The 25,959-nt window shown below is 64.0% G+C and carries 20 protein-coding genes and 2 pseudogenes; 15 read left to right on the plus strand and 7 right to left on the minus strand.

The annotated features are described in order from the left end of the window. Positions 1 to 116 precede the first annotated feature (116 nt). The 8 genes from KI241_RS08690 to KI241_RS08725 all read left to right on the plus strand — a co-directional run bounded on the left by KI241_RS08690 (position 117) and on the right by KI241_RS08725 (position 10,423). Positions 117 to 599, plus strand: coding sequence for a sigma-70 family RNA polymerase sigma factor (locus KI241_RS08690; protein WP_042732749.1), 483 nt, complete (start codon positions 117 to 119; stop codon positions 597 to 599). A 148-nt stretch (positions 600 to 747) separates the two neighbouring features. Beyond that, the gene (locus KI241_RS08695) at positions 748 to 2,082 is read left to right on the plus strand and encodes a SidA/IucD/PvdA family monooxygenase (RefSeq protein WP_212803575.1); all 1,335 of its coding nucleotides are present in this window, start codon (positions 748 to 750) and stop codon (positions 2,080 to 2,082) included. A gap of 381 nt (positions 2,083 to 2,463) precedes the next feature. Beyond that, positions 2,464 to 5,697, plus strand: a complete 3,234-nt coding sequence (locus KI241_RS08700; RefSeq protein ID WP_212803576.1) for a transporter substrate-binding domain-containing protein — start codon at positions 2,464 to 2,466, stop codon at positions 5,695 to 5,697. Positions 5,698 to 5,855: 158 nt separating this feature from the next. Continuing rightward, a complete protein-coding gene (locus KI241_RS08705) occupies positions 5,856 to 6,290 on the plus strand; it encodes a response regulator (RefSeq protein WP_212803577.1) in 435 nt (144 codons plus the stop codon). 113 nt (positions 6,291 to 6,403) lie between these two features. Beyond that, positions 6,404 to 7,018, plus strand: coding sequence for a response regulator transcription factor (locus KI241_RS08710; protein ID WP_042732779.1), 615 nt, complete (start codon positions 6,404 to 6,406; stop codon positions 7,016 to 7,018). A gap of 160 nt (positions 7,019 to 7,178) precedes the next feature. Further along, a complete protein-coding gene (locus KI241_RS08715) occupies positions 7,179 to 8,045 on the plus strand; it encodes a pirin family protein (RefSeq protein ID WP_047737364.1) in 867 nt (288 codons plus the stop codon). Positions 8,046 to 8,259: 214 nt separating this feature from the next. Then, positions 8,260 to 9,702 (plus strand): mechanosensitive ion channel family protein, encoded by a 1,443-nt coding sequence (locus tag KI241_RS08720; RefSeq protein ID WP_042732781.1) that lies wholly within the window; start codon positions 8,260 to 8,262, stop codon positions 9,700 to 9,702. 280 nt (positions 9,703 to 9,982) lie between these two features. Beyond that, positions 9,983 to 10,423, plus strand: a complete 441-nt coding sequence (locus KI241_RS08725; protein ID WP_212803578.1) for a carboxymuconolactone decarboxylase family protein — start codon at positions 9,983 to 9,985, stop codon at positions 10,421 to 10,423. Between the two features lie 59 nt (positions 10,424 to 10,482). On the opposite strand, the gene KI241_RS08730 is transcribed toward KI241_RS08725, so the two are convergent. Both KI241_RS08730 and KI241_RS08735 read right to left on the minus strand, forming a co-directional pair. Then, a complete protein-coding gene (locus tag KI241_RS08730) occupies positions 10,483 to 11,634 on the minus strand; it encodes an MFS transporter (protein ID WP_212803579.1) in 1,152 nt (383 codons plus the stop codon). A 130-nt stretch (positions 11,635 to 11,764) separates the two neighbouring features. After that, positions 11,765 to 12,418, minus strand: a complete 654-nt coding sequence (locus KI241_RS08735) for a carboxymuconolactone decarboxylase family protein (protein ID WP_042732209.1) — start codon at positions 12,416 to 12,418, stop codon at positions 11,765 to 11,767. Between the two features lie 173 nt (positions 12,419 to 12,591). Here KI241_RS08735 and KI241_RS08740 point away from each other — a divergent pair, with 173 nt between their 5' ends. Next, on the plus strand, positions 12,592 to 13,584 hold the full coding sequence (locus KI241_RS08740) for a diaminopimelate epimerase (protein WP_212803580.1): 993 nt from the start codon (positions 12,592 to 12,594) through the stop codon (positions 13,582 to 13,584). A gap of 197 nt (positions 13,585 to 13,781) precedes the next feature. Here KI241_RS08740 and codA read toward each other — a convergent pair whose 3' ends face one another. The 4 genes from codA to KI241_RS08760 all read right to left on the minus strand — a co-directional run bounded on the left by codA (position 13,782) and on the right by KI241_RS08760 (position 17,742). Then, positions 13,782 to 15,029 carry a cytosine deaminase gene (gene codA, locus KI241_RS08745; RefSeq protein WP_212803581.1) on the minus strand — a complete coding sequence of 416 codons (1,248 nt, stop codon included), beginning with the start codon at positions 15,027 to 15,029 and terminating at the stop codon, positions 13,782 to 13,784. 125 nt (positions 15,030 to 15,154) lie between these two features. Continuing rightward, positions 15,155 to 16,006, minus strand: coding sequence for an alpha/beta hydrolase (locus tag KI241_RS08750; protein ID WP_123578633.1), 852 nt, complete (start codon positions 16,004 to 16,006; stop codon positions 15,155 to 15,157). A gap of 216 nt (positions 16,007 to 16,222) precedes the next feature. Next, on the minus strand, positions 16,223 to 16,579 hold the full coding sequence (queD, locus tag KI241_RS08755) for a 6-carboxytetrahydropterin synthase QueD (RefSeq protein ID WP_003203918.1): 357 nt from the start codon (positions 16,577 to 16,579) through the stop codon (positions 16,223 to 16,225). A gap of 83 nt (positions 16,580 to 16,662) precedes the next feature. After that, positions 16,663 to 17,742, minus strand: coding sequence for a patatin-like phospholipase family protein (locus tag KI241_RS08760; protein ID WP_123578634.1), 1,080 nt, complete (start codon positions 17,740 to 17,742; stop codon positions 16,663 to 16,665). A 241-nt stretch (positions 17,743 to 17,983) separates the two neighbouring features. Between KI241_RS08760 and KI241_RS08765 the strand changes: the two genes are divergently transcribed. The 6 genes and pseudogenes from KI241_RS08765 to KI241_RS08790 all read left to right on the plus strand — a co-directional run bounded on the left by KI241_RS08765 (position 17,984) and on the right by KI241_RS08790 (position 24,131). Continuing rightward, positions 17,984 to 18,292 carry a PepSY domain-containing protein gene (locus KI241_RS08765; RefSeq protein WP_042728342.1) on the plus strand — a complete coding sequence of 103 codons (309 nt, stop codon included), beginning with the start codon at positions 17,984 to 17,986 and terminating at the stop codon, positions 18,290 to 18,292. Further along, complete coding sequence (locus tag KI241_RS08770) at positions 18,292 to 18,603, plus strand: PepSY domain-containing protein (RefSeq protein WP_042728343.1); 312 nt, start codon at positions 18,292 to 18,294, stop codon at positions 18,601 to 18,603. Before KI241_RS08765 ends, KI241_RS08770 begins: the two co-directional genes overlap by 1 nt. Beyond that, positions 18,603 to 19,271, plus strand: coding sequence for a response regulator transcription factor (locus tag KI241_RS08775; RefSeq protein ID WP_042728344.1), 669 nt, complete (start codon positions 18,603 to 18,605; stop codon positions 19,269 to 19,271). Before KI241_RS08770 ends, KI241_RS08775 begins: the two co-directional genes overlap by 1 nt. Positions 19,272 to 19,281: 10 nt before the next feature. Continuing rightward, positions 19,282 to 20,594: pseudogene (locus KI241_RS08780) on the plus strand (sensor histidine kinase). Positions 20,595 to 20,876: 282 nt separating this feature from the next. Further along, positions 20,877 to 22,193, plus strand: coding sequence for a Na+/H+ antiporter NhaC family protein (locus KI241_RS08785; RefSeq protein WP_161796091.1), 1,317 nt, complete (start codon positions 20,877 to 20,879; stop codon positions 22,191 to 22,193). Between the two features lie 258 nt (positions 22,194 to 22,451). Then, the gene (locus KI241_RS08790; RefSeq protein ID WP_042728347.1) at positions 22,452 to 24,131 is read left to right on the plus strand and encodes a methyl-accepting chemotaxis protein; all 1,680 of its coding nucleotides are present in this window, start codon (positions 22,452 to 22,454) and stop codon (positions 24,129 to 24,131) included. Between the two features lie 375 nt (positions 24,132 to 24,506). On the opposite strand, the pseudogene yegQ reads toward KI241_RS08790, so the two are convergent. Next, positions 24,507 to 25,825, minus strand: a pseudogene (gene yegQ / locus KI241_RS08795) (tRNA 5-hydroxyuridine modification protein YegQ). Positions 25,826 to 25,959: the final 134 nt, after the last annotated feature.

Below are 25,959 nucleotides of genomic sequence, written 5' to 3' on the forward strand. Positions count from 1 at the left end.
TATATGAGAATTACTATAAATTACGCGATTGAATCTGCCACTATCGTGCCACTGCCTGTTCCAGGCACGCCGAGTGGACACAGGGATAGCGGTCGCAGCCATTGCGCACGGGAGTCATGTTGGAAAACTACTATCGCGAGCTGGTGTGTTTCCTGAACGCCAGGCTGGGCAGCCGCCAGGCGGCCGAGGATGTGGTGCATGACGCCTATGTGCGGGTTCTGGAGCGCGCCAGCGACACGCCCATCGAACAGCCGCGGGCCTTCCTGTATCGCACGGCGTTGAACCTGGTGATCGACGGCCATCGGCGCAACACCCTGCGCCAGGTCGAATCCCTGGACGTGCTGGACAGCGAAGAACGCTTCTTCACGCCATCGCCCCACACCTGTCTCGATCACGGCCAGCGCCTGGACATGCTCCAGCGCGCCCTGGCCGAGTTGCCGCCGCTGTGCCGCGAAAGTTTCCTGTTGCGCAAGCTCGAAGGCTTGTCGCACCCGCAGATCGCCGAGCGCCTGGGCATTTCCCGGGCGCTGGTGGAGAAGCACATCGTCAATGCCATGAAGCACTGTCGCGTTCGGGTGCGACAGTGGGACACGCCTTGATTTGCCGCTGGCGATTCGCGCAGCGGTAAATTTTTTTTCCTTGTCCTCGTTCCTCTCAACAGACGACTTGCCGGCCCTGCACTCGGGCCGGTCGGTTACCCCCAGGCTTTTCGCGCCCTGTTGAGGGGCTTCTCCAGAGGACACTGGAATGACACAGGCAATTGCATCGCCCATCGTTCACGACTTGATCGGCATTGGCTTCGGCCCTTCGAACCTGGCACTGGCCATTGCGTTGCAGGAGCGAGGGCCGGTCCAGGGCGAGCTGGACGTGCTGTTCCTCGACAAGCAGGCCGATTACCGCTGGCATGGCAACACCCTGGTGACCCAGAGCGAGTTGCAGATTTCCTTCCTCAAGGACCTGGTGACCCTGCGCAACCCCACCAGCCCTTATTCGTTCGTCAATTACCTCAAGCAGCACGGGCGCCTGGTGGATTTCATCAACCTGGGCACCTTCTACCCATGCCGCATGGAGTTCAACGACTACCTGCGCTGGGTCGCCGCGCAGTTCGCCGAACAGAGCCGCTATGGCGAGGAAGTGCTGCGTATCGAGCCGGTGCTGCACCACCAGCAGGTGGAGGCGCTGCGGGTGATTTCCCGTGACAGCCAGGGCGAGGAATTCGTCCGCACCGCCCGTTCGGTGGTGGTCAGCGCCGGCGGCACGCCGCGCATCCCGGACGCGTTCAAGGCGTTCAAGGACGATCGCCGGGTGTTCCATCATTCCCAATACCTGGAGCGCATGGCAACCCAGCCGTGCATGAGCGGCCAGCCGATGAAAGTGGCCATCATCGGTGGTGGGCAGAGCGCCGCCGAGGCTTTCATCGACCTCAACGACAGCTTCCCGTCGGTCCATGTCGACATGATCCTGCGTGGCTCGGCCCTGAAGCCGGCGGATGACAGCCCGTTCGTCAACGAGGTGTTCTCGCCGGAATTCACCGACCTGGTGTTCCAGCAGCCCCACAGCGAGCGCGAGCGCCTGGTCAACGAGTACCACAACACCAACTATTCGGTGGTGGACATCGACCTGATCGAGCGCATCTACGGGATTTTCTATCGCCAGAAAGTCTCCGGCGTGGCCCGCCATGCCTTCCGTACCCTGACCACCGTGGAAAAAGCCACGGCCACCGACGCCGGTATCGAGCTGGCGGTGCGCAACAGCGCCACCGGCGAACTGACCGTGCGCCGTTACGACGCGGTGGTGCTCGCCACCGGTTATGAGCGGCAGATGCACCGTTCGCTGCTGGCCCCGCTGGCGCCGTACCTGGGCGATTTCGAAGTGGACCGGCACTACAAGTTGATCACCGATGAACGCTGCAAGGCGGCCATCTACATGCAGGGCTTCTGCCAGGCCAGCCATGGCTTGAGCGACACCTTGCTGTCGATCCTGCCGGTGCGCGCCGATGAAATCGCCGGCTCGCTGTATGACCATGGCAAGCACCGCGGGCAAGCGCGCCCGGTGCCAGACCTGCACCTGGCGTCGGCGTAACCGCCCACTGCCAGACTCCCCGTGGGAGCTTGCTCGCGAATGCGCTGGGGCAGTCGATGGCGATGTTGGCTGTGCGGCCGCTTTCGCGGGCAAGCCCGCTCCCACAATGGGCTAGGTGGCGACCACAGACTCAAGGCAAACCCAAAGTCCTGTGGGAGCGGGCTTGCCCGCGAAAGCGCTCCACCTGAATTTGCGCTGCATGGCAGGCAAATCCTCAGAAATTTCCTACACTCAGTCCACGCCTGCCGCCATTTGACAGGCCCATGGACGGTTCGCTGTTCTCCCGTATTGGCAGTCTGAACCCATCAGCCGGGTGTCCCGACTCGAACGCAGTCGGCGGCGTCCCGGGCCGACTACGCCAAGCGATACAACCTGACCCCGATGATGCAGCTTCTACGCACAGGCCTGGCGGCGCTGTTGCTGGGCTCGTTGAGTGTGACGCCACCGGTGGAGGCGGCGCCCGAGTCGTTGCAGGTGCTCGGGCGTTCGAACGTGGACGATTATTCGGTGTCCCTGGGCGCGGCGGACTGGGCCTGGCTGCGCCAGAAAGGCACGTTGCGGCTGGGCGAGTCGGCGCCGGACTATGCGCCGTTCGGCATGACCGGCGACGGGCGCCACTACGAAGGCCTGACCGCCGACTATGCGCAACTGCTGGGGCAGCTCTTGCACGTCCAGGTGGTGGTCCAGCGCTATCCGTCCCGGGCCGAATCGCTCCAGGCCCTGCGTGGCGGCGAGATCGACCTGCTCGGCAATGCCAATGGCTTCGAGGCCGGCGACCCGGACCTGGCGATGTCCCAAGCCTATGCCGATGACCTGCCTACCCTCGTGGCGCGCACCGACGACAGCCAGGACTTGCCGCCGGACCTGGCGGGCAAGCGCGTCGCGATGCTGTACCACTACTTGCCGCCGGACACCGTCAAGGCGTTTTATCCCGAGGCGTCCTTGCAGTTGTACCCCTCGACCCTCAGCGCCATCGGCGCCGTGGCGTTCGGACAGGCCGACGTCTACCTGGGGGATTCGATCAGCGCCCATTACCTGATCAGCAAGAACTACCTGAACAATGTCCAGCTGGCGGATTTCTCTCGCCTGGAGGTGCAGCCGTTCGCCTTCGCGGTCAGCCGCGACAACACGCGCCTGCTGCGTATCCTCAACGCCGCGTTGCAAGCCATTCCAGCTGGCGAGCGGATGAGCATCCTGCGCCGCTGGAGTGCCGGCGGCGCCAGCGTGCCGGGGCAGCAGGCGCTGCATTTCAGTGTCAAGGAGCAGCGCTGGCTGGACACCCATCCGCGGATCAGGGTGGCGGTCAACGAGCATTTCCCACCGCTGACGTTCATCGATGACCAGGGCCAGTTGCGCGGTATCAGCGCCGACGTGCTGGCCAGGATCAGCCTGCGCACCGGCCTGAAGTTCGATCTGCTGCGCGGCGGTTCGCTCAACGAGCTCATCGAGCAGGTGCGCAGTGGCCAGGCCGATGTGCTGGCGGCCGCGCCCGTCAGCCCCGAACTGGAAGACCAGTTGCGCTTCACCCGACCGTACCTGACCAACCCGTTCGTGCTGGTGACGCCGCGCAAGGTCGCGCTGACCCTGGACCAGATGGACGGCAAGCGGCTGGCGCTGATCCGTGGCAACGTGCTGCGTGACTACCTCTCGGAAACCTTTCCCGGCGTGCACCTGGTGCCGGCTGAAAACACCGCCGACGCCATGGCGATGGTGGCCGCCGGCACGGTGGAGGGCGCGGTCAATTCGTTGATCAGCGCCCGCTACCTGATTTCCCGCCAGTACCGCGACCGGTTGCAGGTCACCAGCACCGTCGGCACCTTGCCGGCTCGCGTGGCCCTGGTGACCCGGCGAGACTCGACGCAACTGCATTCGATCCTGGACAAGGCGCTGCTGAGCATTTCCCCCGAGGAAATGGACGAACTGACCAACCGTTGGCGCAGTGAAGTGGTGATCGATGACAGCTACTGGCTGCGTAACCGCACGACCATCCTGCGCGGCTTCGCCATCGCAGCGCTGTTGTTGCTGGTGACCCTGGGCTGGGTCGTCTACCTGCGGCGCCTGCTGGAGCAGTTGCGCGTGGCCAAGCAAAGCGCCGACGACACCAACCGCGCCAAGACCACCTTCGTCGCGACCATGAGCCATGAAATCCGCACACCGATGAACGCGGTGATCGGCATGCTGGAGCTGGCGCAGAAAAAAGCCGACCAGGGCGTCGTCGACCGGTCCGCCATCGAAGTTGCGTCAACGGCGGCCCGCGGCATGTTGGACTTGATCGGCGACATCCTCGACATTGCCCGCATCGAGTCCGGCAAACTCACGTTGATGCCGGAACGCGCCGCTCTGCATGAGCTGATCGAGTCGATGGCGCGCATGTTCGACGGGCTGGCCCGACAGAAACACCTGCGTCTGCTGCTGGACGTGGAGGCCACGCTCCAGCGCGATGTGTTGATCGATCCGCTACGCTTCAAGCAGATCGTCTCGAACCTGTTGAGCAACGCCATCAAGTTCACCGACCAGGGCGAGGTCCGCCTGAAGGTCCGCGGCGAACCGGGCCTGAAGGGTGAACGCCTGGACGTGTGCCTGCGGGTCGAGGACACCGGCTGCGGGATTTCGCTTGAAGATCAGCGGCGGCTGTTCAGCCCGTTCAGCCAGGCCGGTCAGAATGCCTCGTCGGCCCGCGGCGGTTCCGGGCTGGGTCTGGTGATCAGTCGAACCCTGTGCGAAATGATGGGCGGTACCCTGAGGTTGAGCAGCGTGCCGGGACAGGGCACGCAGGTCGAGGTGCTGCTCAGCCTGCCGGTGCTCGACGCCCGGCCCGGCGTGCCGCGCGCCGAGACTGAGACTGAGGCTGCGGTGGCGGCTCGGGCTCTGAAGATCCTGGTGGTCGACGACTACCCGGCCAACCGCTTGCTGCTGAGCCAGCAACTGAGCTACCTGGGGCACCACGTCCAGGTTGCTGCGGATGGTGAGCAAGGCCTGCGGGCCTGGCGCAGCGAACCCTTCGACGTGGTCATCACCGACTGCAACATGCCGTTGTTGAGCGGTTACGACCTGGCCCGCGCCATCCGGGCCGAGGAGCGCGCCCGTAACGTGCCGGCAACGCTGCTCCTGGGCTTTACGGCCAATGCCCTGCCAGAAGAGAAGCAACGCTGCGCCGAAGCGGGGATGGACGACTGCCTGTTCAAGCCCATCGGCCTGAGGGAGCTCGCCGCGCGTCTGGCCCAGGTCCTGCCGGAGGCGGCGCCATCGTCGCCCAGCGCCGGTTTCGACCTGTCCACCCTCGAACAACTGACCGGCAGCGACACCGACTCTCTCAGGCAGCTGCTGCGCGAACTGCTCAGCAGCCATGTCGAAGATCAAGCCCGGCTGCTGCGCCTGTCCGATCAGCGCGACTTGCCGGGCCTGGCGGACCTGGCGCATCGGATCAAGGGCGGCGCGCGGATGATCAACGCCCAGCCGCTGATCGACGCCTGTGAAGCCTTGGAAAGCGCCTGCCGCGCCGCCGACCGGAGCATACTGGCGCCCGCCGTGGAAGACCTGCGCGTGGTCATGGAGCAACTGGCGCAGCGACTGGCGCGACACATGGCCGCGATGCCCGGTCCGGGGGGCGCATGAAAGGGTTTACTGGGACGAATCCCAACGTCATGAGGAATGCGTCCTTCTTCAATTTGGGAATAGTCCTACAGCGCCTCTCAAAAGCTTCCTCTAGCCTGACGCCCCTTACTGTTTACGAGCCGGTTCCCGCCGGGCGCGTTGCTATTGGAATGCCTGCCATGCCGAATAAAGCACTACGTATCCTGATTGCCGACACTCAACATACCCATCGAATCGTGCTGGAACGCCTGTTCAATCAACAGGGCTACTTCCGGATTGTCCCGGTGAGCGACGTGCAAGCGCTGCTGACGTTGGTGGAGTACGGCAGCGAGCCCTTCGACCTGGTGGTGGTCAACGCCGGGCTGGCGGAGGGGGCGCTGGACCTGCACGATTTCATCCTCTACAACCCGCAGGTGCGTCACGCCATGCTCTACAACGTGCAGCAGATCGGCCTGTCGCCGGTGCCCGCCGTGCGCCGTTCCAGCCTGCACCTGAGTCACGCCCCGTTGCCTGACCTGGCCGCGTTGCGGCGGGTGACGGAGCGGGTCGATCCCCCGGCCAGCGAGCCGATGCAACCCTGGGGACGGTCCTTGAGGCAAGGCCGTGGTGGTTGAGGTGGGCCGTTGGTCCGCACTGTCGGCCCTGACAGGTGGCAAGGCCAGTCACCTGTGGAACAGTCCGCTGCAAACATGGCATCGGCGCCTTTTATATTGACTGGGGAACAGCCTTGAAAGACGTATTGATCGTGGATGACCACCCTGTGATCCGAGGGGCGCTGCGGCTCATTTGCCAGAACGAAGGCTTCCACCGTGTCAGGGATGCCAGTGGCGTGGCCGATGCCAGGGACCTCATCAAGGAGGGCGCGCCAGACCTGGTGATCCTCGACCTGGTGATGAACGGTTTCGACGGTCTGGACCTGCTGGTCTGGATCATGGGCCAGTTTCCCGCGTGCAGCGTGCTGGTGTTCACCGCCCAGGATGCCCAGCATTTCTGCAACCGTTGCATCTCGGCCGGAGCGCGGGGCTTCGTGACCAAGAAAAGCGACCTGAAGGAACTGATCAAGGCCATCCATGCGTTGAAGTCCGGCTATGCCTACTTTCCACAATTGTCCGTGCGCCTCGACTTCCAGCAGCGCACCGAACAGCAGGCCCTGGAAAGCCTCTCCACGCGGGAACTGTCCATCTTGCGCATGCTGGCGATGGGGATGCGCGGCAAGGACATTGCCGAAAGCCTGTTCCTGAGCCCCAAGACCGTCAGCACCTACAAGACCCGCCTGTTGGAAAAGCTCGGGCTGAAATCGCTGGTGGGGCTCTCGGATTTCGCCAAGCGCAATCATCTCTAAGCACTTTTTGCCAGGCAGCGGCGGGCGTGAACGGGCTCGCGCCCACAGGGGGATCGTTCTTTTAATGGAACGCTAAAGCTGGTTTTTGCGGTCTAGTGCGTCAAAGGGTTGGGTTTTAAGCTGTGTCATCGAATCGCTACCCCTGATTGGGAGACACGGCATGAAAAACATCATTGGCCTCTACACCAGCCCCCGACCGCATTGGGTCGGCGATGGCTTCCCGGTCCGCACGCTGTTTTCCTACGACCACCTGGGCAAGCACATCAGCCCGTTCCTGCTGCTGGATCACGCGGCCCCCACCGAATTCGCCCCCACCACTGAACGGCGTGGGGTCGGCCAGCACCCCCATCGCGGCTTTGAAACCGTGACCATTGTCTACCAGGGCGAGCTGGAACACCGTGACTCCACGGGCAGCGGCGGCAAGATCGGCCCCGGTGATGTGCAATGGATGACCGCCGCTTCCGGCATCATTCATGAGGAATTCCACTCCGAAGCATTCGCCCGGCAGGGCGGGTTCATGGAGATGGTCCAACTGTGGGTCAACTTGCCCGCCAAGGACAAAATGGCCCCGGCCGGCTACCAGACGATCCTCAAGGCCGACATTCCCAACATCGCCCTCAAGGACGACGCCGGCAGCCTGCGCCTGATCGCCGGGCAATTCGACGGACAGCAGGGGCCGGCCAGGACGTTCACGCCCATCGACGTCTGGGACATCCGCTTGAACGCCGGCAAGACCCTCACCCTTGACCTGGTCGAAGGTCACAACACGGCCCTGGTGGTGCTGCGCGGTTCGGTCCAGGCCAACGGCCGCGAACGGGTCGAGGCCGGTCAACTGGCCCTGTTCGATCGGGCCGGCGACCAGTTGAGCCTGCACGCCAATAACGAGGCGGTGGTGCTGCTGCTCAGCGGCGAGCCCATCGACGAGCCGATCGTCGGCCATGGTCCGTTCGTGATGAACAGCGAGCAGGAAATCCACCAGGCCTTCGGCGATTTCCATTCCGGGCGCTTTGGGCGGATGGAGGGTTGAAGCGCACAAGTGTTGCAGATTGAATAACTAACGACACCGATCCATTGTGGGAGCGGGCTTGCTCGCGAAGGCGTAGTCACAGTCGACATCTTTGTCGAACTTGCCACCCTCTTCGCGAGCAAGCCCGCTCCCACAATGGGGTTTCGCGGTGTCTTCTACAGGCTGCGCAATCTGTGCCACTCTTGCCGTCGATGACCTGCCTGGAGCTGTCCCGATGCTGTCCTTGATCTCCGACCACCCGTTGCTCTGTGCCCTGGTGTTGCTGGTGCTCGACCTGCTGTTGTGGCGACTGGTCAGCGCGCAGCGGACCTATTGGAAAATCGGCACGCGGCTGGTGATTTTCTCGTTGTTCAGCGTGCTGCTGTTCAACGAAGGCCTCAACCCGATGGTGCCGGCGCAGTGGGTCGACGACGTGCCCCGGCATCTGGCGGCCACCGGTTTGCAGATTGCCTGGTGGTTGTTTGCCGCGCGGACCCTGACGGAGTTGATCGGTGCGGCGATGATGCAACGGGTCGGCCACACCGGGCGGTTGCTGCAGGACCTGCTCGGCGCGGTGATCTTCCTGATCGCTGTCATCGCGGCCCTGGCCTACGTGCTGGACCTGCCGGTCAAGGGCGTGCTGGCGACGTCCGGCGCGGTGGCGATCATCGTCGGCCTGGCCTTGCAGAGCACCCTGAGCGATGTGTTTTCCGGAATCGTGCTCAACACCACCAAGCCTTATCAACTCGATGACTGGATTTCCATCGACGGCACCGAAGGCCGGGTCACCGACATCGACTGGCGGGCCACGCGGTTGCAGACCTCCCAGGGCAGCATGGCGGTGATCCCCAACTCCCTGGCGGCCAAGGCCAAGATCATCAACTTCAGCCGGCCCAGCGACGTGCATGGTTTGTCCATCAGCGTCCAGGTCAGCCCGCACGCCCGGCCGCAAAAGGTCATCGAAGCGCTCGAGCGTGCCATGATCGGCTGCCGTGCGTTGCTCGCCAGCCCGGCACCCTGCGTGACGCTCAAGTCCTCCGGCAGCAGCGGGGCGGAATACGAAATCAGCGGGTTCGTGGCCTCGATGGGGCAAAAGCGCGACGTGCGCAATCAACTGTACGATCTGGCGTTCCGGCATCTGCGGGCGTCGGGCATCAGCCTGTTGTCCACCACGGAAAGCGCGTCGGCCAGCGCGTTCTCGCGGCCCAGGGCATTGCTGGAAAGTTCGAGCATTTTCTCCACCCTGCGCCAGGAGGAAAAGGACACCTTCAGCCAGAACATGACCCTGCAGACCTTCCGCCCCGGCGACATGATCCTGCCGGCGGGAGAGGTCAGCGATCACCTGTTCATCATCGAATCCGGCGTGGTCAGCGTCACCCTCGTGCGCAACGGCCTGACGCTCGAAGGCGGACGCATGGGCCCGGGGGAGGTCATCGGCGAAGCGGGCATCGTCGCCGAGCAAGCCACGCTGGCGAACTTTTCGGCGAAGACGTTCTGCAGCCTTTATCGCATCGAGAACACCTACCTCAAGCCGTGCCTGGAGGCCCGTCGTGACATCAGCGATGCCATGAAGAACCTGCTGGACGTGCGCATCCACCTGGCCGAGAACCTGACGCGCGAAGCCCCCAAGCCGATCGCCAAGAAGCGCTTTCTGCAGTGGCTGCGTAGCCGGGCTTGAGCGAATCCTGAAGTTGCCCCGCCCCCCTGTGGCGAGGGAGCTTGCTCCCGCTGGGTTGCGTAGCGACCCCAGAATCCTTGCGCCTGCTGCGCAGTCGAGCGGGAGCAAGCTCCCTCGCCACAGGGGCGATATTTGCCAGCCCTTTTTGGTTCATGGCCCCTGCGCATAAGTCGCGCCGATGGGCCCATTGGCTACCCGAACTTCCCAACAATTGGCTATTTGTCTTGCGCTATTGCAGGGCTAACGTAGCGCCACACCCACCTTTGTTCTGGAGTTCACCATGCAACCGCGCATCGATTTCTACACCGCTTCTCCTGACGCTTTCAAAGCGATGTTCGCCCTGGAAACCGCCGTCTCGAAACTGGGCCTGGAAAAATCCCTGATCGAACTGGTCAAGCTGCGTGCCTCGCAGATCAACGGCTGTGCCTTCTGCATCGACATGCACACCGCCGACGCCCGCAAGGACGGCGAGACCGAACGGCGCCTCTACGCCGTCACTGCCTGGCGCGAGGCGCCGTTCTTCACCGGCCGCGAGCGCGCCGCACTGGCCTGGACCGAAGCCCTGACGCGCCTGAGCGACACCCACGCACCGGACGCCGACTACGCTCTGCTGAGCGAACACTTCAATCCCAAGGAAATGGTCGACCTGACCGTGGCGATCAACGCCATCAACGGTTGGAACCGTTTGGCGGTCGGTTTCCGCAAGATGCCCGAGGCTTAAGCCCGCGCGGGTGATCGAGCCCGACAGCGATCCGTGGGGCATGAAGGGCTGGCCAGGCCTCAGACCTTGAGGACCTTGCCGCTGGCTGCCACCGCCACCAGCGCCAGCGCGATCAGCCCGAAGGCCACGCTCAGGCTGCTGCCATGGGCCACGAAACCGATCAACGCCGGGCCGGCCAGGATGCCGGCGTAGCCAATCGTGGTGATGGCCGGCACCGCGATGGCCTCTGGCATCAGCGTCTGCTTGCCGACCGCGGTGTACAGCACCGGCACGATGTTCGAACAACCGGCCCCCACCAACGCATACCCCAGCAGCGCCGCTTGCCACATTGGTGCCAGGGTTGCCAACAGGAACCCCGTCGCTGCGAGGGTCCCGCCGTAGATGATGATGCGTTTGGGTCCCAGGCGACGCACCACGGAGTCGCCTGTCAGCCGGCCCACCGTCATGGTCAGCGCGAACGCGGCATACCCCAGCCCGGCATAGGCCGTCTCCACGCCACGTTCGGTGGTCAGGAACACCGCGCTCCAGTCCAGCACAGCGCCTTCGGCCAGGAACACGATGAAACACAAGATGCCGATAAACAGCACCACGCCGTGGGGAATCGCAAACGCCGGTCCCGAGCTCTCGCTGCCATAGGGCAGCAAGTGCGGCGCGGCCTTGAACAACGCCACCAGCAACAAGGCGTTGACCACCAGCGTCGCCCCCAGGGGCGACAACCCCAGGCCGAGCAGCGCGCTCACCCCGGCGGCACCGACGATCCCGCCGAGGCTGAACATGCCATGGAACCCCGACATCATGGTCTTGCCGCTGGCCCGTTCGACGATCACCGCTTGCAGGTTCACGGTGGAGTCCACGGTACCGAGCCCGGCACCGAACAGGAACAAGGCCGCCACCAGCCAGGGCAATGAAGTCATCGTCGCCAGCAGCGGCAGCGCCAGGCAGACCAGGATCGTGCCGCCACTGAGCACCCGGCGGCAACCGAACCGCGCCGCCAGCGCACCGGAAATCGGCATCGCCAGGATCGAACCCACACCCAGGCACAACAACAGCAGGCCGAGTGTGCCTTCATCCAGGTTCGCCCGTGCCTTGGCGTAGGGCACCAGCGGTGCCCAGGCCGCAATGCCCACGCCGGCGATGAGGTAGGCAAGGCGGGTGGACATCTGTTCCAGGCGTCCGGGGACAAAAGTGGGCGGAGGGGTAATGGCGGTCATGAATCGTCCTTGGTTTTCGGGCAGTGCGGTCGGGTGACGCAGGCAAGGGGCCTATGCTTGCATATCCACTGACCGCACCGCGACCCCAAGGTGCCAGAACGCCGCCGTATCCTCCTTGCATCCGGTGGCTTTAGCGTTCCTCGAACAATTGGATACGCGCCACCTGGTCCGCCTCGATATCCAGAGCGAGGAGCGCGGTCAGGGATGCGGGCTCATCGATGCATTCGACGATCACCCTTCGCGCCGACGTGGCATGGGCCGACAAGTGCTTGGCCCGGCGCAGCGCGCGCTTGACTGCGGGATCCACCGGTATCGGTGGCCGGCCTTTGCGCACGTTATCGCAAAAGGTCAGGGCGACCTCGCGTGGGGTGGGCGGCGGCGGTGAAGCCAGGCCAAGCTCCGCGAACAACCGGTTGAGCTGATCGGCGGTGGAAACGGCCCTGGGGAAACCGGTGAACGCCGAGGCTTGCACCACCAGTTCGACGATTTCCCCCGGCGCGAGGCCGGACGCCAGACCGGTCCTGAAATGCACGCTCAGGGGCGGCCCGACCATGCCGGCCGCAACGATGGCGGCCAGCGTTGCGCCTTCTCGCAAGCGTGGGTCGAGGCCGGGGCGACTCTGCAGATGACCGTACACCACGCCCACCGCCAGTTCGCCGAGTGCCGGCGCGGTGTGGAACAGGGCATCGAGGCGCGCGCCACCGTCGGGCACCAGTTCGATGAAATGTTTGCGGCCTTCGCTGTAGAGCTCGGCCATGGGGCTGGAAGAGGCTTTGCGGGTCATGGGAGGGGCGTCCTTGTGCCTGGGTTGGAAGAGCCAAAATACGGGTTCCCCTGGTCAGTGCGCACCTGTCGGAACTGACAGGTTACGACCGCTGTTTTTGCGTGTATGAGGTGTGCTTTTGGGGCTTGGGCCCTTAAAGTGGCGGCTCATCTGGCAGCTTCCGGACCCGATTCATGACGCAGTTCTATGATGCACGCGGCAATCTCTACGGGGTGGTTTCCCCGCAACAGGTGCGGGCTTGCGGTGTGGCCTTGCCGCCGACGGCGGCCCTTGCCGCACAGGTACGAGAAATTTGGGCTGCGGCGGCGATACAGGCGTTCTGTGCCTGGGCGCCGGGCGAGAAGCCGGCGGGGGCCAAGGACCATCGCAGCGACGGTCTGTTGATCGGGCCCTTCCAGGAGAAACCACCGTTCGATGTGTTGATCGTCAACACCGACGGCACCCTGGCCGAACGCAGCGGCAACGGTCTGACGATTTTCTCCCAGGCGCTGCGAGAGCAGGGCTTGATGCCGGACGATGGCGAATGTGTGCTGCAGGTTCATCATGACAAGCGCCAAGGCTTTTCACCGTTGCAGACTTCGGTGCGTGCCGCTGAGTTCGAGGGCCTGCAAGGCTTCTGGCTGGACCTGGGGCAGCCACTGTTCGGGCCGCAGGCAGTGGGTGCCCAAGGGGTGGACAGTGTGACCTTCGATCAACGAGACCTCAGTCGAGTACCTGCGCTCTGTGAGTTGAACCCGGCCTGGGGCCACAGTCAGTTCGTCAACCTGGGCAACCCGCACTGCGTGACGCTGGTGGAGGATGCCGAGGCGTTGCCGGCCAATGCGCAGATGGGCGCTGCGCCACTCTTGCAGGAACTGACCCGCATCGCGTTCGCCGCGCCCGGTGGCGACGGGGTTCCCTGTCCGCTGGGGGTGAACCTGCAATGGGGCTGGCGCGAAGCCGAAAGGCGACTGGCGGCCCGGGTGTTCGAGCGCGGCGAAGGGCCCACCGCCTCCTCGGGCACCAGTGCCAGCGCCGTGGCCTGCGCCGCGTGGCGGGTGGGTTGGGTGACAGCGGGGCCGGTCAGCGTAGTGATGCCGGGCGGCACGGCGCCGATTCTGTTGCAGGAAGAGAGTGGAGAGTTGGTGCGGGTGAGTCTGTTTGGGGCGGCCAGGGTCATGCCTTGAGGGAGTCGTGAGGCTGATGGCCTCATCGCGAGCAGGCTCGCTCCCACAGTGGATCTTCAGTAGTCATCAATCTGATGTACAACGCTGAACCCCTGTGGGAGCGAGCTTGCTCGCGATAGCGCCGGATCAGTCACCCCAGTATCAATTGATAGACCGCCATCGCGAGCAAGCTCGCTCCCACGGGACGGCATCAGAGGTCAGTCCAACTGCGTTCCGAATTCCACCACCGGCATCTGCCGCTTCATCAGCACCTCGCCATTGCGAATCGAGTACAGCGGCAACCCCTGGCTGCGGATCATTTCATAATCGCTGTCGGCCGAGAGGATCAGCAGGTTCGCCGGGCGTCCGGGTTCCAGCCCGTAGCGCTCGCCCAGGGCCATGGCCTTGGCGCTGTTGTCGGTGACCAGGTCGAGGGCGCTCTGCAGGTTGCGGTAGCCGAGCATGTGGCAGATGTGCAGCCCGGCTTCCAGTACCCGCAGGATGTTGCCGTTGCCCAGGGGGTACCACGGGTCGACGATCGAATCCTGGCCGAAGCACACGTTCATCCCGGCTTCGAGCAGTTCGTTGACCCGCGTGACGCCGCGGCGCTTGGGAAAGGTGTCGAAGCGGCCTTGCAGGTGGATGCTCTCGGTGGGGCAGGACACGAAGCTGATGCCCGAGTGCCCGAGCAGCCGGAACAGTTTGGCGCAGTAGGCGTTGTCGTAGGAGCCCATGGCAGTGGTGTGGCTGGCGGTGACCCGAGCGCCCATGTCGCGGCTGCGAGCTTCCTCGGCCAGCACTTCGAGGAAGCGCGAATGCGGGTCGTCGGTTTCGTCGCAATGCACATCCACCAGGCAACCGGTGCGTTCGGCCAGGTCCATCAAAAATTTCACTGAACTGACGCCCTGGTCGCGGGTGTACTCGAAGTGCGGGATGCCCCCCACCACGTCGGCGCCCATGCGGATCGCTTCTTCCATCAACTCGCGGCCGTTGCGGTAGGACTCGATGCCTTCCTGGGGGAACGCGACGATTTGCATGTCGACCAAATGGCGGTTCTCTTCGCGCACCTGCAACATCGCCTTGAGGGCGGTGAGCTGGGGATCGGTGACATCGACGTGGGTGCGCACATGCTGAATGCCGTGGGCGGCGAGGGCCTGGAGGGTTTTGCGCGCGCGGGTCCGGGTGTCTTCCTCGGTGATGGTGGCCTTGCGTTCGCCCCAGCACTCGATGCCTTCGAACAGCGTGCCGCTCATGTTCCAGCGCGGCTCGCCGGCGGTGAGGGTGGCGTCCAGGTGAATGTGCGGCTCGACGAAGGGCGGCACCACCAGGTTACCGCCGGCATCGAGGTCCTGAGGGCCCAGGCTGGGGGCCTCGGTCTGGCGGGCGACGCTGGCAATCAGGCCATTTTCCAGGTGCAGTTCATGCAAGCCTTCGTGGTTGCGCAGGCGGGCGTTGATGATGTGCATCAGGCGAGTCCCTTTCAGAGGTCTTGGAGTGGCGCGTCAGCGGAGCGAGCCCCCATGGCGCTGATCAATAGCACATACGCCAGAGAGTGGCGAGTGCCCTTTACGCAGTACATCGCGCGCGACGGTCAGCCCCGCGTCCCGGACACTGGGGTGTCCGCATTGGCGCCTATATATCGCAACACCGCCGCCACGATCGCCTCTGGCGCGTCCTCCTGGACAAGGTGCCCGGCATTGGGGACGGGCAGCAGTTGTGCGCCCGGAATCAACCGTTGCAGGGCCTGGCCGCGTTCGATGGGGATCCATTGGTCATTCTCTCCCCAGAGAATCTGCGTCGGGCAACGTACGCTGGTGTACAACCCCTCGACTTCGCGGGTGTAGCGCTCGTCCATTTGCGCGATCTGCCGATAGAACGCCGCCTGGCCGGTCTCGCCGAGCCAGGGCTGGACGTAGGGCGCCAGCTCCCGGTCCGGGATGTCCCGTTCGATCGCGCCGCGGATATAGGTCGGCACGATGGCCCGCTGGATGTAATCGGGCAGGCCGTTAAAGGCCGCTTCGTGCTGACGAACGTGCTGCACGAAAGGCGAGCCCCAGGGCGATAGCGCCACCGGGTCGATCAGCGTCAGGCTGCGGTAGTTCTTACCATTGAGCAGATGCGTGCGCAGCGCGGTGGCGCCGCCGAAGTCATGGGCCACCACATCCGGGCAGTCCAAGCCCCAGTGCGCCAGCAACTGCGCGAGCAATGGGTTCTGCACGCCGAGGGACACATCGGCATCGGGTTGCGCGGATTGGCCGTAGCCCAACAGGTCGAAGTAATGCACCCGGTGGGTGGAAAAGAAGAGCGGGGCGATCCGGTGCCACACATAGGACGAGAAGGGCGTTCCATGGACAAACACCAGCGGTGGCCCGTCACCCTGGATGGCGTAGCGAATGGAATGTCCGTTGAAGTCGTATACCTGATCCAGCTGCCAGTCGGTCATGGTCGATGCTCCGCCGAGAAGGGTTCAGGGGGTAGAGCATAGGCCAATGCAGGATGGCAGGAGAGCACAGTTGTGGCGAGGGAGCTTGCTCCCGTTGGGCTGCGCAGCAGCCCCGAAAGCGGCGACAACGATCGACCTGACGACACAGCCCCAGGCTTAAGGGCCGCTTCGCGGCCCAGCGGGAGCAAGCTCCCTCGCCACGGGAACAGCGTGGGGTCACTCGCCGTGATAGATGCAGCCGCTGGTGCAGGTTTCATGGATGCGAATCGCGCTGAGTTCCGGCAGCAATGGCTTCAGCTCGTTCCAGATCCACTTGGCCAGTACTTCGCTGGTGGGGTTTTCCAGGCCGGGGATGTCATTGAGGTAGTTGTGGTCCAGACGCTCGTAGAGCGGCTTGAAGATCGCCTTGATCTCTGAAAAGTCGCGGATCCACCCGGTATGCGGGTCGATGTCGCCGCTCAGGTGGATCGCCACCTTGAACGAATGCCCGTGAAGGCGCCCGCACTTGTGGCCGTCCGGCACGTGGGGCAGGCGGTGGGCGGATTCGAAGGTGAATTCTTTGAAAATTTCCACAGGTTCGGGCTCTTTGAAAGATCAGTCGCGAGGCAGGCGGCGCAGTTTATCAGGTTGCCAACGGTGGTGCGCGGCCATGCTGACTAAAGGGTCAGCAATCGCTCGGCCAGGCCACCGTTGACGGTCAGCTCGAGAAACTCGTCACCGAGGCGGCGACTCTCGTCCATCGCCTTGCGCCAGTAGGTGCGGCGGCTCGGGTCATCGCCCATGAAACGCTTGAAATCGTTACGGTCTGGCAGTTTGCCGTAGGGCAGGCGAGCCAGGTATTCCCGTGACGGCGCCAGTAACAGCACGTCCTGCAGGCGTTCGACGCTGGCCCGACGCCAAGGCAGGCCTTTGTCGAACCAGCCGGGGATGACCCGGTCGGTGAAGTGCGGGTACAGCACGATGTCGTTGCCGCTGTAGGGCAGGTCGAGGTGATAATCCAGCAGGCCACCGTCGCGGTAGGTGCCGGCGCCGGCACCGGGCAGGTCGCGCACCCCCTGCATCACCATCGGGATCGAGCCCGATGCCAGCAGCGCTTGGCGCAGGTTCGAGGCGTCCAGCGGCACGAAGCGGGACGGAAAGTCCTCCAGCGGATGCAGCGGCGGAGCCCGGCGCGGGTCGTGGATGATCAGGCGTTCGAAGTGCCTTGAAAGCCTTGCACGGCCGCGCAGGTTGTCGGCAATCACCGACGATAACCCCAGGCCCAGTCGCCCGCGATGGTCCTGTGCCAGCCAGCCGTGGCTCTTGACCACCATGATGTTGAGCCGGTAGTGCGGGGTTTCGAGGATCGTGTTGTCGCGGCCTTCGAGCAGGTCGTCGAGCATGCGTTGCGAGCTCTGGCTGACGCCGGCCATGGTCACGCCCTTGGCGAAGCTCTGTTCGTTGTACAAGGTGCCCAGGCGTCGGATTCCCTCGGCGGCATCCGGCAGGCAGGCACTGGCGAAGCGCCAGGAACCCACCGAGGCCCCGATCAGCGAGCGTTCCCGGGGCGCGGCAGGCAGCCACTCGCCGAACAGCGCCAGGTCCAGCCCCTGGATCCCCAGGGCTTTCGGGCCCCCGGCGGCACCTGGCAACGTGCCGACGTCGGCGGCATTCAGGCCGGCCTGGCGGATGCGTGCGAGCGCACGAGGGCCGGCCTTGAGGGTGAGGGCGGGGAACTTGATGTGGATGGCTGTCATACCGGTCTCGTGACTTGGGCAAGCGAAGGATTATAGCGACACACTCTATCTGTGGGAGCGGGCTTGCTCGCGAATGGGGTGGGCCAGCTTGCATCGATGTTGGATGTACTGACGCCTTTGCGAGCAAGCCCGCTCCCACAGGGATCGCGACTTTGACCTGGGTTCGATGATGGCAATTCAGTTTCAGTTAAGTTCACCCCGATACAGTTCCAAGGTGACGACTATAAAAAGGAGACAACCCATGAACCGCCTGACTGCCTTATTCATCGCGACCCTCATGGCCTTCAACGCGGGCCTGGCTCACGCTCGCGACTTGGGGGCCGATGAGTCCCGCAAGCTGCAAGACGCTGGTACCATCCTGAGCTTTGAAAAACTCGACGCCGCCGCCCTGGCCGAACACCCGGGTGCCACCGTCACCGACTCCGAGTTGGAAGAAGAGTACGGCAAGTACATTTACCAGGTGGAGCTGCGCGATCCCAAAGGCATCGACTGGGACCTGGAATTGGACGCCGTCACCGGCAAGGTACTCAAGAATCATCAGGATACGTAATGAAGCTTAATTTACGCGCCCGCAGCCGCTGGGCGCTGGCGCTGCTGGCGGTCTGTTCGGTGGTGGTGGCCCGGGACCTGGACCAGGACGAAGCCCTGCACCTGCGTCAGCAGGGCGTGATCCTGCCGCTGGAGCAACTGCTGCAACAGGCGCTGGACCTTCATCCCGGGGCCAAGCTGCTGGAGGCCGAGCTGGAAGAAAAGCACGGCGTCTATATTTACGAGGTCGAGCTGCTGGACACCGACGGCGTCGTGCGCGAACTGGACCTGGAGGCCGCGACCGGCCGTTTACTCAAAGATAAGGAAGACTGATGCGCCTGCTTCTGGTGGAAGATCACGTTCCCTTGGCCGACGAGCTGATGGCCGGGCTGACACGGCAGGGCTACGCCGTCGATTGGCTCGCCGATGGGCGCGACGCGGTGTATCAAGGCAGCAGTGAGCCCTATGACCTGATCATCCTCGACCTGGGCCTGCCGGGCGTGCCGGGCCTTGAGGTGCTGGCCCAATGGCGTGCCGGTGGCCTGGCCACGCCGGTGTTGATCCTGACCGCGCGCGGTTCGTGGGCCGAGCGCATCGAAGGCCTCAAGGCCGGGGCCGACGATTACCTGACCAAGCCTTTTCATCCCGAAGAACTGCACCTGCGGATCCAGGCGCTGCTGCGTCGCTCCCATGGCCAGTTCAACCAGCCGACGCTCCAGGCCGCCGGGCTGCACTTGGACGAGGGGCGTCAATGCGTGATCCGCGACGGCACCGACATCCAGTTGACCGCCGCCGAGTTTCGGCTGCTGCGCTATTTCATGCTGCACCCCGAGCAGATCCTGTCCAAGAGTCATCTCGCCGAGCACCTGTACGACGGTGAAACCGAGCGCGATTCCAATGTGCTGGAGGTCCACGTCAATCACTTGCGACGCAAACTGGGCCGCAGCGTGATCGAAACCCGTCGCGGCCAGGGTTACCTGTTCGGCGGGCAGGCCCAATGAGCGACCTGCCGTGAGATCCATCCAGCGCCGCCTGAGCCTGGGCCTGATCGGTGTGATGGTGGTGGTGGGCCTGGTCCTGGCCCAAACCAGCCTGTGGCTGTTCGAGTTGGGTTTGCAGCGTTACCTGGAAGCCGGGTTGCGCAACGACAGCGAGAACCTGCTGGTGGCGTTGGTGCGTGGCCCGCAGGGCCTGCAACTGGATGAGCGACGCTTGTCGCCGGCCTACCAGCGGCCGTTTTCCGGGCATTACTTTCGCATCGATTTTGCCGATGCCCACTGGCGTTCCCGCTCGCTGTGGGACCAGGAACTGCCCCGGCTCGACCATCCGGGCCTGCACAGCAACCTGCAACTGGGCCCCGAGGGCCAGAAGCTGCTGGTGTTGCGCACCGATTACCGGCGCCTGGGCCAGGCGATCTCCATCAGCGTCGCTCAGGACTACACCCCCGTGCGCGACAGTTTCCGCCGGATGCAGCAGATCGGCCTGGGCCTGGGGTTGGCGGGGCTGCTGCTGATCCTGTTGCTGCAACGCCTCACCGTGCGTCGGGCCTTGCGCCCGTTGGACCGGGCCCGGGAGCAGATTGCGCAGTTGCAACGCGGCCAGCGTTCGCAGCTCGACGAGCAGGTCCCGCGCGAACTGGAACCGCTGGTGGCGCAGATCAACCATCTGCTGGCCCACACCGAGGACAGCCTCAAGCGTTCGCGCAATGCCCTGGGCAATCTCGGCCATGCCTTGAAAACACCCTTGGCGGTGCTGCAAAGCCTGGCGTCGAACGAGAAACTCGACCCGCACCCCGAATTGCGCAAGCTGTTGCTCGAACAACTGGAACAGGTACGCCAGCGCCTGAACCGTGAGCTCAATCGCGCCCGGTTGGCCGGCGATGCGTTGCCCGGCGCCCACCTCGATTGCGACGCCGAACTGCCTGGCCTGCTGGCGACGCTCAATATGATCCACGGCGAACACTTGCATTTAAGTTACCTCGGCCCTCCTGGCCTGCACCTGCCATGGGACCGCGAGGACCTGCTGGAACTGCTGGGCAACCTGCTGGATAACGCCTGCAAATGGGCCGACGCCGAAGTGCGCCTAACGGTGACCGAGACGGCCGGGGATTCAGCCTGGCCGTGGAAGACGACGGCCCAGGCATCCCTGAAGACCGCCGCGACCAGGTGTTCAGCCGTGGCACCCGACTGGATGAACAGACCGATGGCCATGGCCTGGGGCTGGGGATCGTGCGCGACATCGTCGACAGCTGGGGCGGCAGGCTGGTGTTGGACGCCAGTGAGTGGGGTGGGTTGAAGGTGGTGATCGAACTGTCCAAGCGCTGAAGCCTGCACTTGCCACTGTGGGAGCGGGCTCGCCTTTTGTGGCTGGCACAAATCCCCCTGTGGGAGCGGGCTTGCCCGCGAAGGCGGAGTGTCAGTCATGAATGTTTAGCTGATACACCGCCTTCGCGGGCAAGCCCGCTCCCACATTTGACGGAGAGAGGCCCGGCGCTTTGTGGCTGGCACAAATCACCACCTTGGCCCTTGCAGCTTGCCGCCGCTTCCTGCAAAGTCGCGCCCTTTTTGTCCGGTGGCTTTCCATCGCTGTGCTTTGAGGTAACGATGATAAATGCAGTAATTGCCGCGGTTGGCATCATGCTGGTGCTCAGCTTGTCTCGTGTGCATGTGGTAATCGCGCTGATCATTGGCGCGCTGGTGGGGGGCTTGACCGGGGGCTTGGGCATCGACGCGACGCTCAAGGCGTTCAACGCCGGCCTTGGGGGCGGTGCGACGGTGGCGCTGTCCTACGCGTTGCTCGGCGCGTTCGCCGTGGCGATTGCCAAATCCGGCATGGCCCACGCCCTGGCGGACAAAGCCCTGGCCATGGTGGACCGTCAGGACGCCGCCGGCGGGTCCGGCGTCAAATGGGTCCTCATCGGCCTGTTGGGCACCGTCGCGGTCGCCTCGCAGAACATCCTGCCGATCCACATCGCCTTCATCCCGCTGCTGGTGCCACCGCTGCTCTATGTGCTGACCAAGCTGCAACTCGATCGCCGGTTGATCGCCTGCGTCATGACCTTCGGCCTGATCACTCCCTACATGTTTTTGCCGGTGGGCTTTGGCAACATCTTTCTCAATGAAATCCTGCTCGCCAACATCGCCCGCAGCGGTGTGGACGTCAGCGGCATCAACGTCACCCACGCCATGGGCATCCCGGCGTTGGGCATGGTGTTCGGCTTGTTGCTGTCGTTGTTCAGCTACCGCAAGAAACGCGTCTACGACCTGAAGAAAATCGCCCGGGTCGAGCAAGTGGCGGTGCGCTACAACCCGATGAGCCTGATGGTGGCCGGGTTGGCCGTGGCGGCGGCGTTCGCCATCCAGTTGCTGGTGGACTCGATGATCATCGGTGCCCTGGTCGGCTTCCTGATTTTCTCCCTGTCGGGCGTGGTGCGCTGGCGTGAGACCGACGACCTGTTCACCGAAGGCATGAAGATGATGGCGATGATCGGTTTCATCATGATCGCCGCCTCGGGGTTTGCCGAAGTGATGAAGGCCACGGGTGAAGTCCAGAGCCTGGTGGAGGCCTCGGCGGCCTGGATCGGCCACAACAAGGGCATCGGTGCGCTGATGATGCTGCTGGTCGGGCTGCTGGTGACCATGGGGATCGGTTCGTCGTTCTCCACGGTGCCGATCCTCGCGACGATCTTCGTCCCGCTGTGCCTGCAACTGGGCTTCAGCCCACTGGCGATCGTCTGCATCGTCGGCACCGCCGGTGCCCTGGGCGATGCCGGCTCGCCTGCCTCGGACTCGACCCTGGGCCCGACCTCCGGCCTGAACATCGACGGCCAGCACCATCATATCTGGGACACGGTGGTCCCGACCTTCATCCACTACAACCTGCCCTTGCTGGCGTTTGGTTGGGTGGCGGCGATGGTGTTGTAAGGGATATTCAAACAGGCTCAGGACCGAGCCGAACCCTTCGCGAGCAAGCCCGCTCCCACAAAAGATCTGCTGTGAACACCCAATAGGTGCTGCCAGCAGTCCAGTGTGGGAGCGGGCTTGCTCGCGAAGAGGCCATTAAATCCGATGACAAATCGGTAGACCATTCGCGCCAAGCTTTTTCACCTTGTCCTACAGTTTTGCCGTGCGCTGCCGCTAACCCAGCTAACCACGCCAATAACACCAACAAGAGTGAACAGCATGCGCCTGAGCCTGAAGGCTAAAGTCCTGTCCCTGGCAATACTGCCGGTCCTGTTGTCTGCGGTGATCATCAGCCTGACCACGGCCTTCATCCTAACGGAGCAGGCCGGCAAAGAGGTGCAGCAGACGCGCGAACGCCTGCTCGCGGAGGCCAAGGCGACGCTGCAGAACTACGTGGCGGTGGGGTTGACCGCCATCAAGCCGCTGTACGATGCCGCCGCTGCCGGTGACAACGAGGCGCGGGCCCAGGCGATCAAGCTCCTGTCGAACATCAGCTACGGCAAGGACGGCTACTTCTTCGGCTACGACTCCGAGACCGTGCGCCTGTTCAAGGCCAACAGCGCCGACGGCGTGGGCAAGAGTTTCAAGGACAACCGCGATCCCAACGGGGTCTACGTCAACCGTGACCTGGTGAAAGTCGCCAAGGACGGTACCCACTACCTCGAATACAGCTCGCCACTGCCCAACAGCCAGGAACTGGTGCCCAAGCTCGGCTACACCGAATACCTGCCCAAGTGGGACATGGCGGTCGGTAGCTCGGTCAACCTGGACGGCATCGAAGCCCAGGTCGCCCTGGTGGAGACCAAGGTCCATGAACGCGTGCAGGGTGTGATCCTGAGCATCGTCGGCATCGCCGCCGTGGTGTTGCTGGTGATTGCCGTGGTGGGCCTGCTGCTGGCGAACACCATCCTGCGGCCGCTGCACCTGATGAAGGACAACCTCGATGACATCGCGGCGGGCGAGGGCGACCTGACCCGGCGCCTGGCGATCACCAGCCAGGACGAGCTCGGCCAACTGGCCGGTTCGTTCAACCGCTTCGTCGACAAGATCCACGGCCTGGTGCGGCAGATCACCGACATGACCTCGCAACTGACCGGGCTGGTGACGCAAGTGTCCGAGCAGGCCCAGCGCTCGGAGCAGGCCATGGAGCGCCAGCGCCACGAAACCGACCAGGTCGCCACGGCGATCAACGAAATGTCTTCGGCCGCCCAGGAAGTGGCACGCAGCGCCCAGGGCGCGGCCGTCGCCGCCCAGCAGACTGACGAAGAAGGCCAGTCGGCCAAGCGCGTGGTGGCCGGTAGCATCCAGCAGATTCATGCGTTGGTGAACGATATCCGCAGCAGCGGCGTGTCCCTGGACAGCCTGCAACAGGACGTGTCCTCGATCGTCAGCGTGCTCGGGGTGATTCGTTCGATTGCCGAGCAGACCAACCTGCTGGCCCTCAACGCCGCCATCGAGGCCGCGCGTGCCGGGGAGGCGGGGCGTGGCTTCGCGGTGGTGGCCGATGAGGTGCGGGCCCTGGCCAGCCGGACCCAGCAAAGCACCCAGGAAATCCAGGGCATGATCGACCGCCTGCAATCAGGCACCCATGCTGCCGTGGAGGCGATGCGCCGCTCCAGCGAGGCCGGCGACGGCACGTCGGTGCGGGCCAACGAGGCGGGCGCGTCCCTGGACACCATGGCGCAGTTGATCGGCACCATCAACTCGATGAACGCCCAGATCGCCAGTGCCGCCGAAGAGCAGACCGCGGTGGCCGAGGAAATCAACCGCAGCGTGCATCAGATCGCCGTCGCAGTGGACAATGTTGCCGACGAAACCCAGCTCGGCGCCCAGACCTCCCGCAGCCTCAACGAGCTGGGCCAGCGCCTGGGCAAATTGGTCGGCCAGTTCCGCATCTGACCGGCTGGAGCTGCCGAAGGCTGCGATCTTTCGCGCCCGATCCAGATGTGACGCCCGGGCAGCCGGGCCCTATCGGTCGGGGAGGATCGCAGCCTTCGGCAGTTCCTGTCGCGGTCCAACGGCCAATACTGGCCCCAGTGGGAGCGGGCTTGCTCGCGAATGCAGCGTGTCAGGCAATGTATTCACTTCTGACACACCACTTGCTTTCACAAGGAATGGCGGCAGCACCAGGCCTAGGCTCTGTCTGAAAAGCCTTGATACTCGTTCATGCTGCGTTGAAAACCGGCTCGGAATGCTCATTTACTCCAGTAAACTCCGCTTCCTCTCCGGTTTTCGCCTTGCCTGACCTTCGTCTCAAGACTTTTCAAACAGAGCCTAGCGCACATCCCGCATCAACAACCCGAACTGCAGGTCCACCGCATCTGGAATCGGCACATACACCACGTGCCCGTCCCCCGGTGCGACGTCGATGCCCTGGCCTTTGATGTCCTGCAACTGGTGCAGGTCGAAATGAAAGTTGCCCTTGGGGGTCATCAGTTCCAGATGGTCTCCCAGGCCGAAGCGGTTCTTCACCCGCACTTCGGCCAGGCGCTCGCGCCGTTCGCCGGTCAGCTCGCCGACGAATTGCTGGCGCGCCGACACCGAACTGCCGTTCTGGTAGTTCTGATACTCATCATGCACATGGCGTCGCAGGAAACCTTCGGTGTAGCCGCGTTGGGCCAGGGATTCCAGGTCGGTCATCAAGGTGCGGTCGAAGTCGCGGCCGGACACCGCGTCATCAATGGCCCGGCGGTACACCTGGGTGGTGCGGGCGCAATAGAAGTGCGACTTGGTGCGGCCTTCGATTTTCAGTGAGTGCACGCCCATCCGCGCCAGCCGGTCGACGTGCTGCACGGCACGCAGGTCCTTAGCGTTCATGATGTAAGTGCCGTGCTCGTCCTCGAAGGCTGGCATGGATTCCTCCGGCCGGTTCGCCTCCTGGAGCAGGAACACCTGGTCGGTGGGGGCACCGATGCCCAGGGTCGGCTCGGGCGTATAGGTTTGCACGATGTCGCCCACCAGGTTCTCGGTGGCCGGCTGCGCCGAATACTTCCAGCGGCAAGCGTTGGTGCAACTGCCCTGATTGGCGTCGCGCCGGTTCAGGTAGCCCGACAGCAGGCAGCGCCCCGAATAAGCCATGCACAACGCACCATGGACGAAAACTTCCAGTTCCATGGCCGGCACCTGCTGGCGGATCTCGGCGATTTCCTCCAGGGACAACTCCCGGGACAGGATGATCCGGCTCAAGCCCTGTTGCTGCCAGAACTCGACGCTCGCCCAGTTCACGGTATTGGCCTGCACCGACAAGTGGATGGGCATCTGCGGGAAATGCCGGCGTACCAGCATGATCAACCCGGGTCGGACATGATCAGCGCGTCCGGCGCCATGGCGATCACCGGCTCCAGGTCTTTGAGGAAGGTCCGCAGCTTGGCGTTGTGCGGGGCGATGTTCACCACCACGTAGAAGCGCTTACCCATGGCCTGGGCTTCGCGTATCCCCAGGGCCAGGTTCGCGTGGTCGAATTCGTTGTTGCGCACCCGCAGGCTGTAGCGCGGTTGACCGGCGTACACCGCGTCCGCCCCGTAGGCGAAGGCATAACGCATGTTCTTCAGGGTGCCGGCGGGGGCGAGCAGTTCAGGGGCGGCGAGGGTCATGGTGGCGTCGGTCGCAAAAAGCGGCGAGGGTACGCCACGCCGGACCGGGCCTTATTGATGTGGATCAAGGCACAAGCGCAGAACCGACGGCACTCCGGCGATTCCTGGCTGACTAATGTGTAACCCGCCTCAGG

Origin of the sequence: Pseudomonas sp. Cab53 (assembly GCF_018325965.1) — a bacterium.
GTDB lineage: Bacteria > Pseudomonadota > Gammaproteobacteria > Pseudomonadales > Pseudomonadaceae > Aquipseudomonas > Aquipseudomonas chlororaphis_E.